Source organism: Arthrobacter sp. NPDC093139 (genome assembly GCF_044754165.1).
Lineage (GTDB): Bacteria > Actinomycetota > Actinomycetes > Actinomycetales > Micrococcaceae > Arthrobacter.
The window spans coordinates 135,757-151,669 of record NZ_JBIVOO010000010.1 but is presented as its reverse complement, the minus strand read 5'-3'; the positions used below and the strand labels follow the sequence as shown (position 1 = coordinate 151,669).

Here is a 15,913-nt window from a genome sequence, read left to right as displayed (position 1 = left end):
CCGGACCGGGCCCCGCGGCATTTGGCGGCATCACACAACGGGGGACACTAATGGCACTGCTCGACGCCCAAGCGGAGGACAGTCCGCGTTCCGGCGCCCCGCATACTGATGCCCCGCTCACCGTAGCCCCGCACGTTGACGCCCCGACCCGCGGAGGCCCGGCGGAAACTACCGGACCGGGCCGGCTGCGCGATCCCCGGTTGGCGGTGGCCGCCGCGGAATTCCTCACCGTGGCCGCCGTGGTGGCCGCCGCCGTCTTCATATCCGCACGGCTCGGCGTCTGGAGCGAGAAGGGCGGCCTGGACTTCAGCGTCTACTGGCATGGCGGCAAGGTGCTCCACGAGACGGGCCTGGGCCCGTCGGGGCTGTACCGCCTGACGCTGGAGTGGGCAGGCGGCCCGCAGCTTCCCTTCACCTACCCGCCGTTTGCTGCGCTGCTCTTCAGCCTGCTGGCGCAGCTGCCGCAGGCAGCCGCCCTGATGTTGTTCAACGCGGCCGGAGTGGCCGTGGCAGTGTGGGTTGCGGCGAGGGCTGTCCGCTACTGGAACGCCAAACCCGACTGGCGCAGCACCTTCGCCGCGGCCACGTGGCCCTCGCTGCGGAACCGGCTCGGGGCGGTGGTGCTGCTGCTGGCCGTCCTGAACCTCGGCCCCTGGCGGGAAACCCTGGCCTTCGGCCAGATCAACATCCTGCTCATGGGGATGATGGCGGCGGACCTGCTGGGCCGAAATGCCCGCTGGAGCCGGGGCCTGCCCGGGAGCGGCTTCCTAGTGGGTGTGGCGGCGGGCATCAAGCTGACGCCACTCGTGTTTGGCCTGTACTTCCTCATGCGCAAGGACTGGCGCGGACTCCTGAACATGGGCGCCGGCTTCGCTGCCACCGTGCTGCTCGGCTGGTTCCTCCGGCCCGCGGATTCCGTGCGGTTCTGGCTTGAGATCCTTCCCGACACCTCCCGGATCGGCGGGGCGGGGTATGTGGACAACCTTTCCATCAAGGGGGCACTGCTCCACTTCGGTGTCCCTGCCGCCGGGGTCACCGTCCCCTGGCTTGTCCTGAGCCTGCTCGTGGTGGCATTGGGCGCGGCGGTCATCAGGATCGCCAGCGAGCAGGGGGCCAGGGTGGTGGCTGTTTCGGCCACGGCCCTCACCATGCTGCTGATCAGCCCTGTGTCCTGGTCCCACCACTGGGTCTGGATGGCAGTGGTGCTGCCGGCATTTGCCTGGACCCTTCGCGAAACGCCCCGGCGGGATCATGTGACGCGGTGGCTCATGGGTGGCCTGCTGGGCGTCTCGACCGTCGTGTTCTTCTTTTCACCCAAGACCATCGGCACGGCACTGGGAGCAGAGAACCTCGACCTCCAAACGCCCGGGCTGTGGATCATGGCATCCAGCGCAGGCGTCTTCTGCGCGCTGGCGATCCTGGCCTGCTGGTTCGTGGTGCTGCGGCGGGGGAACCTTAAGGAGCTGCCGGCATGAGCCACAGCGTGGAGCACCAGGCTGCAGAGCACCAGCCTTCAGAGCACCTGCCTGCAGAACACCAGCGCAGGACAGCCCTCGTCACCGGCGTCGGCCGGCTGGCCGGGATCGGCGCCGGCATCGCCCGGCAGCTCGCCGCCGACGGCTGGGACCTGGTCCTGACCTACTGGCAGGACTATGACGCCAGGATGCCGTGGGGAATGCAGCCGGACGACGTCGAACGCCTCACCGCAGAGCTGGAGGCCATCGGCGCCAAGGTGGTGGCCCTGCCCGCGGACTTTCAGGATCCGCAGGCTGTGGACCGGCTGATGGCCGGCATCGCGGACCAGGCCGGCACGCTCCACGGCATGGTCCTGAGCCACGCGGAGTCGGTTGATTCGGGCGTCCTGGACACCTCGCTGGAAAGCTTCGACCGCCACTTCGCCGTGAACACCCGCGCCAGCTGGCAGCTGGTCGCTGCCTTTGCCCGGCAGGCAGGGCCCGACGGCGGCGCGATTGTTGCGCTGACCAGTGACCACACAGCGTTCAACCTTCCGTACGGCGCGTCCAAGGGTGCGCTGGACCGGATCGTCATAGCTGCCGCCCGGGAGCTAGGGCCGCTCGGCATCACCGCGAACGTGCTGAACCCCGGTCCGGTGGACACCGGCTGGATGAGCCCGGAAGTGCGTGAGGACGCCACCCGGCGCCAGCCCGGCGGGCGGCTGGGAACGCCGGCGGACGTTGCCGGTACGGTGGCGTTCCTGCTTTCCCCGGCGGGCCGCTGGGTCTCCGGCCAGCTGATCAAGGCGGACGGCGGCTTCTCCGCCTGACGTAGCGGGCCAGTGCCCCTCACTGGTTGGGCTTGCCGAAACCGGTTACCTGCAGCTCAACCAGAGGCCCTTGCCTACCGGAAGGCGGACAGCCCTGTGATGTGCTGTCCGAGGATCAGCGTATGCACCTCATCCGTGCCCTCGTAGGTGCGCACCGACTCCAGGTTCGCCGCGTGCCGCAGCGGAGAGTAGTCCAGCGTGATGCCGTTGCCGCCCAGGATGGTCCGGGCCTCACGGGCGACCTTGATGGCCTCGCGAACGTTGTTCAGCTTGGCCAGGGAAATCTGTTCCGGCTGCAGCCTGCCGGAGTCCTTGAGCCTGCCCAGCTGCAGGGCAAGCATGGTGCCCTTCTGGACCTCCAGCAGCATGTTCACCAGCTTTTCCTGGGTGAGCTGGTAGCCGGCCAGCGGTTTGCCGAACTGCTGCCGGTCCATCGCGTACTTCAGGGCGGCCTCGTAGGAGTCGCGGGCAGCGCCCATCGCGCCCCACGCGATGCCGTAGCGGGCCTCGTTGAGGCAGGAGAACGGTCCGCTGAGTCCGCGCGCACCCGGCAGCAGGGCCTCCGGTCCCAGCCGGACGCCGTCGAACGTGACGTCGCACTGGACCGAGGCGCGCATCGAGAGTTTCCGGTCGATCGGCGCGGCGGTGACCCCGTCGGTGCCGGACGGCACGAGGAAGCCGCGGACGCCGTCGTCCGTCCTGGCCCACACGACCATCACGTCGGCAATCGATGCGAGCCCGATCCAGCGTTTGGTGCCATCCAGGATCCAGCCGGCATCGTCGCCGGTGCCGTCCTGCCTGGCCACGGTGGTCATGGAGGACGGGTCCGACCCGGCGGAGGGCTCCGTCAGCGCGAAGCAGCCGATCAGCTCGCCGGCGGCCATGCGGGGAAGCCATTCCTGCTTCTGGTCCTCCGAGCCCCACTTATGGATGGCAGTCATGGCCAGCGAGCCCTGGACCGAGACGAACGTGCGGATCCCGGAATCGCCGGCCTCCAGCTCCATCGCGGCCAGCCCGTATTCCACCGCCGTGCGGCCGGGACAGCCATAGCCCTCCAGATGCATGCCCAGCACACCCAGCTCGCCCAGCTGCGCGGGCAGGTGCCCGGGGAAGATGCCGCGGTCGTACCAGTCGGCGATGTCCGGCCGGATCTGCTGGTCGGTGAAGTCACGGATCCGTTGCCGCAGTGCCAGTTCGTCCGGGGTCAGCAGCGAATCCAGGGCCAGGATGTCAGATGGGTCCGGAAGGCCGTACTCGGCCGATGCTGCCGCGGGATCAAGGGCGTCGTTGCTCATGCCAGCATCCTACGGCCCGCATCGGACCGCCTTATCCGTTGGGGCTGCCCTGGGGCCCGGCCGCAACGGGCTGCCTGCCCTGGAAATAGGCCCGCGTCGACGGCAGGAACCGGCACACCACGGCCAGGACCACGCCCAGGCCCAGCAGCACCACGCCGCTGACGAACGCGCCGCCAACCCCGAAGATCTCTGTGTCACCGTACGCCGGGTCCCACATCTGGACCGCCGACACAAAAAACGCGCCGGTCAGGGTGAGGGCGCCCAAGAGTGGCAGGATGCCGCGGAACCAGAGGTTCCTTGCCGAGTCGCGAAGAGTCCCGCGGAAGTACCAGGCGCACGCGAATCCGGTCAGGGCGTAATAAAACGCGATGAAGAGACTGATGGAGCTGATGGAGTCGGAGAGCAGATTCTCGCTCAGGAAACTCATCGCCACGTAGTACGCGATGGCCGCGGCGCCCATCACCTGCGTGGAGAACCCGGGTGTCTGGTTCCGGGCATGGACCTGGCCGAACTTCGGCGGCAACGCGCCGTGGACACCCATGGACAGGGTGCCGCGCGCCGTCGGAAGGATGGTGGTCTGCGTCGAGGAGAGCACAGACGCCAGCACGGCGACAACGATCAGCCAGCCCCAGGGGCCCAGCACCACGTCCTTCATGGCGAGGAACACATCGTTCTGGTTCTCACTGTTGCCGAGGCCGATGCCCTCGGACCCCACCGTGGCATACATCATCACCAGCAGCGCCACGGACACGTAGATGGCCACCAGGACGAAGGCCGAGATCACGGCCCCCCGCCCTGGGGTGGTGGACGGATTCTCTGTCTCCTCGTTCACCGCAAGGCAGGTGTCCCACCCCCAGTAGATGAACAGGGCCAACAGGGCGCCATGGACCACCGCGCCCGGATCAGCAAATGCACCGACAGGATTGAACCACTCAAAATCGAAGGCCTGGCCCTCTGGGGCCCCGCCCGCGATCCTGACGACGATGGCTACCGCAAAGACGCCCAGGGAGATGTACTGGATGTATGTCAGCACGCGCTGGACATGCTCGCCGAGCCGGATCCCGCGGTAGTTGACCAAAGTCATGAAGGCGATGAACAGCACGCCCGTCGCGGTAACCAACACCGTGTTCTCCGCCAGGGAACCGTCTCCCACCAGCAGCCACAGATACTGTCCGGCCACCTGGGCAAGGTTGGCCAGGACGACGATGCCGGCCAGCGCCACGCCCCAACCGCCGAGCCAGCCGGCCCACGGGCCGAACGCGCGGCGTGCCCAGATGAACGTGGTGCCGCAGTCCGGCAGGGCGCTGTTGAGCTCCCGGAAGGCGTAGGCGATGAACAGCACTGGGATGAAGCCCAGGACCAGGATCAGTGGCGTGTAGTTGCCGTTCACGGCCACGATCAGGCCCAGGGTCGCAGCCAGCGAATAGACGGGCGCGGTGGAGGCCAGGCCCAGCATGACGGAGTCGCCCAGGTCAAGGATCCCGGCGTGCAGTCCTTTGGCGGGGACGGCGCTGCCTGGCTGCTTCCCGGCGCCCCCGCCCGCCGTCGTGGTTCCGATGCTCATACTGCGATACCTGCCTTGTTGGAATGGGCCTGGGCCGAAAGGGGCGCCGGTGCGTCGATGGTGTTCGGCACGAACCGGCAGAAGTAGTCGGTGATGGGGCCGTCGGATTCGCGGATGCCGCAGCCGACGGACTCGCCGTCAACCACCCAAAGGCCAAGGACGGGATGGTTGCCGTCGAAGTCGGGGAGCGGGTGGAACTGCTGGTAGCACCAGCCCTCGCGGCCGTACCCGCCGGGCTGCTCGAGACTGAGGCCTTCGGCGTGGATCTTGATGTTGTCGCCCTCGCGTCCGTGCAGCGGCTTCGCCGCCCATTCCTTCAGGGGCCCTGGCTCGTCCAGGTAGGCCGGCAGCAGGTTCGGATGGCCCGGGTACAAATGCCAGAGCGCGGCCAGCAGCGCTTTGTTGGACAGCAGCATTTTCCAGGCTGGCTCCAGCCAGCGCGGATTGTGGGCACGCTGCAGGAGGCGGTGGCCGAACGGCTCCTTCAGCATCAGCTCCCACGGGTAGAGCTTGAAGATGGTGCTGATCATGAAATTGTCCAGGTCCACGAAGCGGTTCAGATTGGGGTCCCAGCCGATGTCCGACATGTTGATGCCGATGGTGGTCCACCCTGCCTGGCCGGCCACGTCCCGCATGTAGGCAGCGGTCATCCAGTCCTCGCCGGATTCCTCGGCCTCCGAGTGGGCGACGTGGAGCGTGCTCATGCCCGTGCGGTACTGGAGCTTCTTCCACTGCCGGATGAGGGCCTCGTGGATGCCGTTCCATTGGTCCTTGTCCGGGAAGACGTCCTGCAGCCAGAACCACTGGGCCACGGCGGCCTCGATCAGCCCGGTGGGTGTGTCCGCGTTGTACTCCAGCATCTTGGCGGCGCCGCCCTGGCCGTCATAGATGAAGTCGAAGCGGCCGTAGATGTCCATGTCTCCGGCCTGCAGCGACTCGGCCGCCAGCTCCAGGCCCTGCTGGCCGATGCCAATGGGTCCCATGGCGCCGGTGGCCAGGAACTTCGCGGCCTCCAGGCACATCGCGTGCATCTCCTCGGCCGTGACCTCGAGCGCTTCCACCTCGTCCATGGTGAACTCGTAGTACGCGGACTCGTTCCAGTACTCGATCTTTCTGCCGTCGGGCATGGTGGTGGTCGAGAAAACCAGGCCCTGCTCTTCGATTTTCTGCTTCCAGTCGGGCCGGGGCGCAGCGGTCAGTCTCTTCACCCCTAGCCCCCTGTGCTTCCGCCCTTGGAGCTGCTGCCGAAGCCGCCCCTGCTGACCGTGCCGCCCTTGGTGCTGTATCCCGTGGATGCCTTGGCGCCCTGCGGAACAGTCCTGGTGAAGTTCGGATAGGCGTTCCGGCTCTGGCCCACGCCCGGAACGCTGGCGCCGCGGGCATAGAAGTACCAGGCGTAGAGGGCGCCGCCGCGCCCTGCAGTGCTGGTGCACTGGGTGTCTTCGACGCGTTCGCCGGTTTCCTCGTTGAAGCACACCTGTGCGTAGTCGGGCTCCTGTTCGTTGCTGGCCACGATCGCCGTGATCGTGCCTGCCAGCAACGCGGTCACGCCCAGGCCCACCACTACGGTGCGGCGCTGCGAGCGCTTCTTCCTCGCCGCCGCCGAGCTCAGTTCGCGCTCGCGTTCCCGGGCGAAGGGGTCAACGACGGGGGTGGGCTGACCGGGCTGGTCTTTTCCCGCTCCGTCTTTCCCTGCTTCTGTGTTTAGCAGCTCGGGGTTCAGCAGTTCGGGGCGGAGCTCCGGCTTGGGCACCTGCCAGGGCGGCGGCTTGGGTCCGCCGGGTCCAGACGCGTCCCCGCCTGCACCGTCGTCGCGGTCTTTGGACTGGTCTTTCTCCGGGTCCATGGTTCCCCCTGCTGGTCCATGCCGATCTGTTCCTGGCCGATCTGTTCTTGGCTGATGTGTTCCCGGCCGGCGGGCTTCGCCGTTGGCGCTGCCGTCCTTGGCTGGCCGAAACCGCACGCAAATCCTGCAGCCAGCCTAGTGTCTGCACCGCCACGCCGCGAACAAAAAATGCGGTGACAACCCACCAGGATTCAGCCGGACGATCCGGTGGCCCCGAGAACCTAGACTGTTGCCATGGACACAGCCACTCTGCTCGCCGTCTGCCGGGTACACCAGCTCCTGCCTGATGAAGGGAGCGTGGGCGTCACCGCAATCGACAAGCGCCCCGTCGACGGGCCGGTGAAGGTGCACAAACTCGGCCTGCGCGGTGATGTCCAGGCCAGCCGGATCCACCACGGCGGGGAGGACCAGGCCCTGTACGCCTATTCCCAGGCCGATACCGACTACTGGATCGGCGAGCTGGAACGTGAACTGCCCCCGGGCATTTTCGGGGAGAACCTGAGGGTTTCCGGCATCGAGGCCACCGGTGCCGTCATCGGCGAGCGCTGGAAGATCGGGCTGGACGTGGAAGTCGAAGTCACCTCGCCGCGCGTGCCCTGCGCTGCGTTCCAGCGGCGCATGGGGGAGAGCCAGTGGGTCAAGCGCTTCACCGAGGCAGGCCGAGTTGGCACCTACCTCCGCGTGATCCGCACCGGATCCATCCAGGCCGGCGACCACATCCACCGGCTGTTCGTGCCGCGACATGGTGTGACCATCGGACGCTGGTTCAGCCAACCCGACGTTGAAGCCATGGAGGCGCTCCGGGACGCCGAGGCGGACGGCGAGGTCAGGCTCCAGCCTGAGTACCACGACGAGTTCGAGAAGCTGCTCCGCCGCGTCGGCAGCTGACTTTCCCCCGGTCGCCTCAAGGGCGGAAATGCGGGCTGGCCGCTGGGGGTGTGGCCAAGGTCACCGGTGCTGCAGGGGCCTCGGTTTATCGATGGGCGGAACTATGCCCTACACTTGAAATATCCCCCACTCCGGAAATCCCTTATTCCTGCCCAATTTTTGAGGCAGGACTGGCAAGTGTTGGAGTCCGCAACTGTGATGCGGGCATTTTCATAGGGAGAGCCGGCTAAAGAAAACGCTGTACAGACTGCTGGGATAGCAGCCAAGAGATGCAGCGGGAAGTCCTGCCACGGGATTGCGAAAGCGCCGGACTTCTACGTGACCGGCCGGTCAATGTATGCCCGGCAACCACGGCACATGTACTGCGGCTCCGCTCACCTCGGGTTGTGCCGCCTGGCCCCCTATGGATGAGGAAACTTCCCTATGCCCGAAAATCACAACGACGCCATCGACACCGAGAACACGGTAAACACCGAGACCGCAGCACCTGAAGCTGCCCCCGTCGAGACCGAAGAAGAAGGCGTGAAGTTCGCCGATCTCGGCATCGACGGCCGCGTCCTCGCCGCCCTGCAGGACGTCGGCTACGAAAAGCCTTCCCCCATCCAGGCAGCAACCATCCCGCTGCTGCTTGAAGGCCGCGACGTCGTGGGCCTCGCCCAGACCGGCACCGGTAAGACTGCAGCATTCGCAGTACCGGCACTGTCCCGCCTTGCCGAGCTCCACGACCTCAACGGCCCGTCGCGCAAGACGCAGGCCCTGGTTCTCGCCCCGACCCGTGAGCTGGCGCTCCAGGTTGCCGAGGCTTTCACCTCCTACGCCAAGCACATCGATGACTTCACTGTCCTCCCCGTCTACGGCGGCTCCGCCTACGGCCCCCAGCTCGCAGGCCTGCGCCGAGGTGCCCAGGTTGTTGTTGGTACCCCTGGCCGCGTGATCGACCACATCTCCAAGGGGTCCCTGGACCTGTCGGAGCTTCAGTACCTCGTGCTGGATGAGGCCGACGAAATGCTGCGCATGGGCTTTGCCGAAGACGTGGAGCAGATCTTCCAGCAGACCCCCTCGGACCGCCAGGTTGCGCTGTTCTCGGCCACCATGCCGAGCCAGATCCGCCGGATGTCCAAGCAGTACCTGAACAACCCGGCCGAGATCTCGGTCAAGTCCAAGACCACCACCGGCGCCAACACCAAGCAGCGCTACCTGCAGGTCATGGGCCCGCACAAGCTCGACGCGCTGACCCGCATCCTCGAAGTTGAAGAGTTCGACGGCGTCATCGCGTTCGTGCGCACCAAGATGGCCACCGAGGACCTCGCCGACAAGCTGAAGTCCCGCGGTTTCCAGGCTGCCGCCATCAACGGCGACATCCCGCAGCAGCAGCGCGAACGCACTGTTGACGCGCTGAAGGAAGGCCGCATCGACATCCTGGTTGCCACCGACGTCGCTGCCCGTGGTCTTGACGTGGAACGCATCAGCCACGTGATCAACTACGACATCCCGCATGACACCGAGTCCTACGTGCACCGCATCGGCCGCACCGGCCGTGCAGGCCGTTCCGGCGACGCCATCCTTTTCATGACGCCGCGGGAGAAGTACCTGCTGCGCTCCATCGAAAAGGCCACCCGCCAGCCGGTCGAGCAGATGCACCTGCCCACCGCTGAGACCGTGAACACGCTGCGTCTGGGCAAGTTTGCCGAGCGCATCACCGAGACGCTGGAATCCGAGGATGTTTCGGCGTTCCGCGACCTCATCGCCTCCTACGAGGAAGAGCACAACGTTCCCGCCGCGGAGATCGCTGCAGCACTGGCTGTCATGGCTCAGGGGGGACAGCCGCTCCTGGTCAAGGAACTGCCTGCTGCTCCCGAGTTCCAGAAACGTGAGCGCTCCAAGGACGGCTTCGGCTCGCGTGGCCCGACCCGCGCGCTGACCGAGGGCAACGCCACCTACCGGATCGCCGTCGGACGCCGCCAGCGCGTCATGCCGGGCTCCATCGTGGGCGCCATTGCCAACGAGGGTGGCATCTCTTCGGCCCAGATCGGCGGCATTGACATCCGCTCGGACCACTCCCTGGTGGAGCTCCCGGCGGACCTGAGCCCCGAGCAGTTGCGCGCCCTGTCCCGCACCCGCATCGGTGGTGAGCTGATCCACCTCGAGCTGGACAACGGCCGCAAGCCGTCCGGTGACCGCGGTGGCTACCAGGGCGGCCGCGGCGACCGTGGCGGCAACTTCAAGGGCAACGGCGGCTTCAAGAAGGAATTCCGCAAGAACGACGGCGAGCGCTCCTCGGCGGACCGCGGCGGCCGCTCGTACAGCGAGCGTTCCGAGCGCAGCTTCGGCGCTGACAGCGGTGCAAGCCGTGGCCAGGCCAGCGATTCCCGCTTCGGCGGCCATGGCGACGGCGCACGCAAGCCCCGCCACGGCAGCGAAGGCGGACACCGCGACTTCAACCGCAAGGGCAAATGGTAATCGCAGCCAAATGGTAAGCACCGCCAGGTGACCGCGGGCCCGGGGGAGTAGTTTCCCGGCGGTGGTTTCCGGCTACACTCAGGGACCGGCTTTCGAGCCGGTCCCTGAGTGCTTTAACGGACGCGCACCGCGCGAAACGCCCAGCCCCGGGAAGGGCTCAAACGGGCGTTTTGAAGGCCACAAAAACCGTTCGTGCGCAACTGTTTCGGTAGTGCCGGAGCCGTCCTTCCGCCGATTTGTTGAGGATGAAATCTTCCGGTAGAGTATTTACTCGTTGCCCCCCTAGCTCAGTGGTAGAGCGCGTTCTTGGTAAGAACGAGGTCACCGGATCGATTCCGGTGGGGGGCTCTGAATGAGGGCCTGTGTCAGGGCGGTCTTGACCGGCTTGACACAGGTTTTTCTCATTCGTGGCGGTGTAGCTCAGTTGGTTAGAGCGCACGACTCATAATCGTGAGGTCGGGAGATCGAGCCTCCCCACCGCTACAGACTAAGACCCCCGGAATCCGCAAGATTCCGGGGGTCTTTCTGTTTCAGGCACCAACCCCTTCTCCGCCTGCCTGCCCGTGCTGATCCAGACGCCGTTCTTCTTAGCACTTTTCACGCTGCCACGGCTGCCCCGTTTAGCGCCAGCAAAAGGTGCTGCTCTACATCCTCCCGGTCGCGTTCGGTGTAGGCGGTGTTCTCTTTCCCGTCGGCGTCCTGATCTACTGGACGGTCAGCAACCTGTGGACCATGGTGCAGCACTGGTTTGTCACCGATCCGTTCAAAGACGGGCAGGGATGACAGAGTATTCCATGTAACCAATCCGGCAATGGGAGGAGAACGGGCAGTGACGTCGGGTGAGGGGAACCGGCCAGCTCCGGCCGAACCGGACCATTCCCGGCCGGAGAGCCGGACTGAACGCAGGCAGAGCCGCTGGGCCACGGTACTGGCGGTGCTTCAGCGACTGCTGTACGGGGCCATTACGGTGGCAGTGGGCTGGGCGGTCTACTACTTCCTGCTGGCACGCCTGGCGCGGGGGCCCGAACAGGTGTGGGTGTTCCTGCCAGTGTGGCTGATCCTGGCCTACGCGCTGCTGCCACGCATCCACAAGATCCTCAGCAGCCTGTACATTCCGGACTACTTCATCGGCCGAACGCGCACCGGTGACGGGGTGCTTGGTGATCCGGTCAATCTGGCGGTCATCGGTCCGGCTGCGGAACTGCGGCACGCCATGATCACGGCGGGATGGGTTGAGGCTGACCCCGTTACGCCCCGCACCGCCTGGCGAACCCTTGAATCGACCGTGCTCGGCCGCAGCTATCCGGCCGCGCCGGTGAGTTCGCTCTACGTCTTCGGGAACCGGCAGGACATGGCGTTCCAGCGTGAGATCGAGGGAAACCCCCGCAAACGGCACCATGTCCGGTTCTGGAAATGTCCGGATGGCTGGATGCTGCCCGGAGGACTCGCCGTGGACTGGGTGGGTGCCGGCACGTATGACAGAAGCGTGGGCCTGTCCCTCTTCACCTTCCAAATCACGCACAAGATCGCGGACCGGACCGACGAAGAGCGCGATTTCATCATCGAAACCCTTCGGGCTGCCAACGCGGTGGAATCAGTGCACGTAATCCGGAACTTCTCCTCTGGCTACCACCACCGCAACGGCGGCGGTGACGCCATCCGCACGGACGGCCACCTTCCGATCATCGACCTGAACCCGCCGGCGCCTGGAACCAGCGCAGACGCCTGGCGCAAAACGCCAGGCGCCCCGGCATGAAGCAGCCCTACACCCTCGTGACGCTGACGCGCACATTCGGGCAGGAGTCCGCATAGCGGATCAGCGCGGCCTTCTCCACGCTGTCCACCCGCAGGCCCCACCGGATCTTTACCGCAATCCACTGGCCGATGTAGGCGCAGCGGTTTGCGGGGGGCATCCACGACTCCGGCCCCCTGGCCTGCTTGGCAGAGTTCAGCGCCGCTGTCAGTGCGTTCAGAGAGCGGGAGTCGCCGAGGTCGTTGTAGAACGCCACGCGCCGCGCCTGCGACCAGTAGCGCGCCCCCGAGCCCCACGCCTCGTGGACAGGCACGGTGTGGTCGATCTCCACGGCCGACGCCGAAGTATGGGTCCGGTTGTCCCAAGGGGATACCCAGCGGCCCGTTCGCAGGGTGCACCGCCGCGCCGTCGTGTAGGTCACGGCCGACTTTGTCTCCTGGAGGAGGACTTCGGCCCTGGTGTTCTGGCAGTCGCGGTTGGCGTCATTCCAGTAGCCGAAGTAGCGGTTCCTGTCGTACCCGGCGTTGTTCTCTGCCCCAACGGCAAGGGACCGGGCCGCAGTTCGCAGCGGCGCCGAGTAGTAGGACGCGGCCTCCGCGGGGACAGCCACGCCGGCGAGCAGCAGGCCGCCCGCCACAGCGGACGCGGCAAGGGACCTGCACCAGGCCGCGGGGCTGATGAGTGCGGCCAGTGCTGCCGCCCGTTTTCGGACATGTCTGAACCGGTATGCCGGCATGATTCCCCCATTAGAGGTTCGTGAAAAGTGGCGCAAAAGTTGGCGCGGAATCCAGCATTACAGCCGCGCCTGCCCCGGACCGGATTCTTGATGAGGTCCTGACGGAATCCTGTGCCATTGCTGCGGCTGGCCGCCGGAAGCCCTGGAACGTTGTCATCCTGGGCCGGGCAATCTAGGGTCGGGAGCCTAGGCTCGCACCGCATCAGGCACACCACGGGAGGCCCGGTATGGCCAAACTGATCTACTCGTTCATCATGTCCCTCGACGGCTACGTGGCGGACCGCGACGGCCGCTTCGACTGGGGGGAGCCGGACGAGGAAGTGCACACCTTCGTCAACGGGCTCCAGCGCGAAATCGGCACATATCTGTTTGGGCGGCGCCTCTATGAGGTGATGGTGGCGTGGGAAGACCCCTCCGCCTTCGCCCAGGAACCTGCCTACATCCAGGACTTCGCTGAGCTCTGGAAGGCGGCTGACAAGGTGGTGTTCTCCCGGACACTGGACAGGCCGTCCAGCGAACGGACCCGCATCGAGCGGGAGTTCGACGCCGGCGCCGTCAGGCAGCTCAAGGCGGACGCCGGGCACGACCTTGCCGTGGGCGGTCCGGAGCTCGCCGCCGCCGCCATCCGGGCAGGCCTGGTGGACGAATTCCAGATGTTCATCTCGCCCGTGGCGGTGGGAGGCGGCAAAAAGTACCTCCCCGAGGACGTCCGCCTGCGCCTTGAGCTGCTGGAAGAACGGCGCTTCCGCAACGGCGTCGTGTTCCTTCGCTACGCCAACCGCACCTGACGCCCCGCTGGGCGCCCGGCTGGGACGCAGCCGCACGCTGGGACAGAATGGGTGCATGACCCGCATCGCGATTATCGGCGGCCACGGCAAAGTGGCCCTCCAGCTGTCCGCCCTGCTCACGGACGAGGGGCACAGCGTCACGTCCTTCATCCGCAACCCCGACCACACCGCCGACGTCGCGGCCACCGGCGCGTTACCGTCGGTCCTTGACGTGGAAAATTCGACGACGGCGGAAATCGCCGCCGCGCTCCGGAACCACGACGCCGTGGTCTGGTCAGCCGGCGCCGGGGGAGGGAACCCGCAGCGCACCTACGCGGTGGACCGCGACGCCGCCATCCGCTCCATGGACGCCGCCGTGGAAGCAGGCGTGAACCGGTATGTCATGGTCTCCTACTTCGGCGCCGGCCCGGACCATGGTGTGCCCGCGGACCACAGCTTCCACGCCTACGCCGAGGCCAAGGCCGCGGCAGACGAATACCTCCGCGGCTCCGGGCTTTCCTGGACCATCCTGGGACCGGGTTCACTGACGGACGGACCCGGCAACGGGCTGATCGACGTCAACCCGTCCGACACGTCGTCCGGCACCGCGACGTCCCGGGCCAACGTGGCCATCGTCGCCGCCGCGGTGCTGGACCTGCCCGGCTGCGTCGGCAGGACCATCGAATTCCGGGACGGCACCCTGCCCGTTTCGGCTGCGCTGGAACCCGTCAAGTAAGGGGCAAATGGACCAGCTCGCACTTATCATCGGACTCCTGCTCGCCACCGTGGTGGCCGTGGGGCTGGGGGACCGGCTGCGCCTGCCGTACCCGGTGCTGATGCTCCTTCTGGCCGTGGCCCTGACGTTCATTCCGGGATTCCCGGACTTGGAGATCCCGCCGGAGCTGATCCTGCCCCTCTTCCTGCCGCCGCTGCTGTTCGCCACGGCCCAGCGCAGCTCCTGGGCCGTCTTCCGGGTCCGGTGGCGCACACTCATCCTGCTGGCTGTGGCCCTCGTGGTGATCTCCACGGCGGCAGTGGCCGGCGCTGCGTGGCTCATGATCCCGGGGATCGGGATCCCCGCCGCCATCGCCCTGGGCGCGATGGTGGCCCCGCCGGATCCGGTGGCCGTGGAATCTGTTGCCGGCCGCGTCCACATGCCTCGGCGCCTGATCACGGTGCTGCAGAGCGAAGGCCTGTTCAACGACGCCGCCGCCATCGTCATCTTCCAGGCCGCCGTGGCGGCCGCGGTCTCCGGCACCAAATTGGGGCCCGACGTCGTCCTCAAGTTCCTCGTGGGAGCGGCACTTGCCGTCGTGGTGGGCATCGCCATGGGCTGGCTGACGTCGCTGATCACCCGGCTGGTCGCCTCCATGGTCGCGCGCAGCGCGGTCACCCTGGTGGTGCCGTTTGCCGCCTACATCCTCGCGGAAGAATTCCACGCATCCGGTGTGATCGCCGTCGTGGTCACGGCGCTGGAAATGCAGCGGCACGCCCGCCCGCAGGACGCCGCCGAGCGGGTCACGCGCACGGCGTTCTGGGACGTGGTGGAGCTCCTTGTCACCGGGCTGGCCTTTGGCCTCGTGGGGCTCGAAATCCAGGATGTGATCCGCACGGAGGGCTCGGCAGTCTTCGGCATGGTGGGAACGGCCGTGGTGGTCTGCATCCTGGTCTTCGCGGTGCGGTTCGGCTGGCTGGGGCTGCTGGCGCTGTCCGCCCGCAAGCGGAAGAACGTGCTGCAGCCGACGTCGGCAAAAGAGGTCCTGATCCTGACCTGGTGCGGCATGCGCGGCCTCGCCACGCTGGCTCTTGCGCTGGCGCTTCCGCTCACCCTCGCGGACGGCACACCCTTCCCGGCCCGCGACCAGCTGCTCGTCATCGCGTGTGCGGTGCTGCTGGCCACGCTGGTGCTGCCCGGGCTGACGCTGCCGTGGCTGATGAACGTCCTGAAGGCCACCCAGGACGGGACCGAGGAGCGGGATGCGGCGCGGCTGCTGGCCCGCCGCGCGCAGGCGGCGGCCGTGGCGGCCCTGAAGGACAACGAGCTCGTGAAGGAGCTGCCGCCCGAGAAGGTGGCCCTGGTGAAGGAGAAGATGACCAGGCTCCATGCCGAGCTGCTGGACGGCAGCCTCCGCAATGAGAGCCTGGCCGAGAAGCGCGAGCGGGGGAGGGAACTGGCCATCACGGTCCAGACCATCGCCCTGGACGCGGCGCGCCAGGAAGTCGTGGCGGCCCGCAATGAGCCGGACATGGATCCCGAGGTGGCCGACAGGGTGCTCCGGCAGCTCGACCTGCGCACCATGATCATGCCGGAGTAGAACGC

The 15,913-nt window shown here is 66.9% G+C and carries 13 protein-coding genes, 2 tRNA genes and 1 pseudogene; 11 read left to right on the top strand and 5 right to left on the bottom strand.

Annotated elements, in window-relative coordinates:
• Positions 1-50 precede the first annotated feature (50 nt).
• On the top strand, positions 51-1,475 hold the full coding sequence (locus ACIP90_RS15730; protein WP_400580412.1) for a glycosyltransferase 87 family protein: 1,425 nt from the start codon (positions 51-53) through the stop codon (positions 1,473-1,475).
• Entirely contained in the window at positions 1,472-2,284 is an 813-nt protein-coding gene (locus ACIP90_RS15725; RefSeq protein WP_400580411.1) for an SDR family oxidoreductase, read from the top strand. The genes ACIP90_RS15730 and ACIP90_RS15725 overlap by 4 nt, the downstream gene beginning before the upstream one ends.
• A 74-nt stretch (positions 2,285-2,358) precedes the next feature.
• On the opposite strand, the gene ACIP90_RS15720 is transcribed toward ACIP90_RS15725, so the two are convergent.
• Genes ACIP90_RS15720 through ACIP90_RS15705 form a run of 4 tightly spaced genes read right to left on the bottom strand, consistent with a single transcriptional unit; the run spans position 2,359 to position 6,989 of the window.
• The gene (locus ACIP90_RS15720; protein WP_400580409.1) at positions 2,359-3,579 is read right to left on the bottom strand and encodes an acyl-CoA dehydrogenase family protein; all 1,221 of its coding nucleotides are present in this window, start codon (positions 3,577-3,579) and stop codon (positions 2,359-2,361) included.
• Positions 3,580-3,610: 31 nt separating this feature from the next.
• Positions 3,611-5,143 (bottom strand): APC family permease, encoded by a 1,533-nt coding sequence (locus ACIP90_RS15715; RefSeq protein ID WP_400580407.1) that lies wholly within the window; start codon positions 5,141-5,143, stop codon positions 3,611-3,613.
• Positions 5,140-6,351 (bottom strand): glutathionylspermidine synthase family protein, encoded by a 1,212-nt coding sequence (locus ACIP90_RS15710; RefSeq protein WP_400580405.1) that lies wholly within the window; start codon positions 6,349-6,351, stop codon positions 5,140-5,142. The genes ACIP90_RS15715 and ACIP90_RS15710 overlap by 4 nt, the downstream gene beginning before the upstream one ends.
• 2 nt (positions 6,352-6,353) lie before the next feature.
• Positions 6,354-6,989 carry a Tat pathway signal protein gene (locus tag ACIP90_RS15705; protein ID WP_400580403.1) on the bottom strand — a complete coding sequence of 212 codons (636 nt, stop codon included), beginning with the start codon at positions 6,987-6,989 and terminating at the stop codon, positions 6,354-6,356.
• Between the two features lie 234 nt (positions 6,990-7,223).
• Here ACIP90_RS15705 and ACIP90_RS15700 point away from each other — a divergent pair, with 234 nt between their 5' ends.
• From ACIP90_RS15700 to ACIP90_RS15675, 6 genes and pseudogenes are all read left to right on the top strand, one after another.
• Positions 7,224-7,877, top strand: coding sequence for an MOSC domain-containing protein (locus ACIP90_RS15700; protein WP_400580401.1), 654 nt, complete (start codon positions 7,224-7,226; stop codon positions 7,875-7,877).
• 423 nt (positions 7,878-8,300) lie between these two features.
• Complete coding sequence (locus tag ACIP90_RS15695; protein WP_400580399.1) at positions 8,301-10,337, top strand: DEAD/DEAH box helicase; 2,037 nt, start codon at positions 8,301-8,303, stop codon at positions 10,335-10,337.
• Positions 10,338-10,613: 276 nt separating this feature from the next.
• Positions 10,614-10,685: transfer RNA gene (locus ACIP90_RS15690), tRNA-Thr, on the top strand.
• A 61-nt stretch (positions 10,686-10,746) separates the two neighbouring features.
• A tRNA-Met gene (locus tag ACIP90_RS15685) sits at positions 10,747-10,820 on the top strand.
• Between the two features lie 141 nt (positions 10,821-10,961).
• Positions 10,962-11,120 (top strand): annotated as a pseudogene (locus ACIP90_RS15680) (YidC/Oxa1 family membrane protein insertase); the annotation flags it as partial.
• Between the two features lie 46 nt (positions 11,121-11,166).
• Positions 11,167-12,093, top strand: a complete 927-nt coding sequence (locus ACIP90_RS15675; protein WP_400580397.1) for an LssY C-terminal domain-containing protein — start codon at positions 11,167-11,169, stop codon at positions 12,091-12,093.
• A gap of 7 nt (positions 12,094-12,100) precedes the next feature.
• Here the strand turns inward: ACIP90_RS15675 and ACIP90_RS15670 are convergent, their stop codons facing one another.
• Positions 12,101-12,826, bottom strand: coding sequence for an HNH endonuclease family protein (locus ACIP90_RS15670; RefSeq protein WP_400580396.1), 726 nt, complete (start codon positions 12,824-12,826; stop codon positions 12,101-12,103).
• A gap of 227 nt (positions 12,827-13,053) precedes the next feature.
• Here ACIP90_RS15670 and ACIP90_RS15665 point away from each other — a divergent pair, with 227 nt between their 5' ends.
• The 3 genes from ACIP90_RS15665 to ACIP90_RS15655 are packed head-to-tail and all read left to right on the top strand — an operon-like array spanning position 13,054 to position 15,908.
• Positions 13,054-13,614, top strand: coding sequence for a dihydrofolate reductase family protein (locus ACIP90_RS15665; protein WP_400580395.1), 561 nt, complete (start codon positions 13,054-13,056; stop codon positions 13,612-13,614).
• A gap of 55 nt (positions 13,615-13,669) precedes the next feature.
• The gene (locus ACIP90_RS15660; protein ID WP_400580393.1) at positions 13,670-14,329 is read left to right on the top strand and encodes an NAD(P)H-binding protein; all 660 of its coding nucleotides are present in this window, start codon (positions 13,670-13,672) and stop codon (positions 14,327-14,329) included.
• Positions 14,330-14,336: 7 nt separating this feature from the next.
• Positions 14,337-15,908, top strand: a complete 1,572-nt coding sequence (locus ACIP90_RS15655; RefSeq protein ID WP_400580392.1) for a Na+/H+ antiporter — start codon at positions 14,337-14,339, stop codon at positions 15,906-15,908.
• The last annotated feature ends 5 nt before the right edge of the window (positions 15,909-15,913 follow it).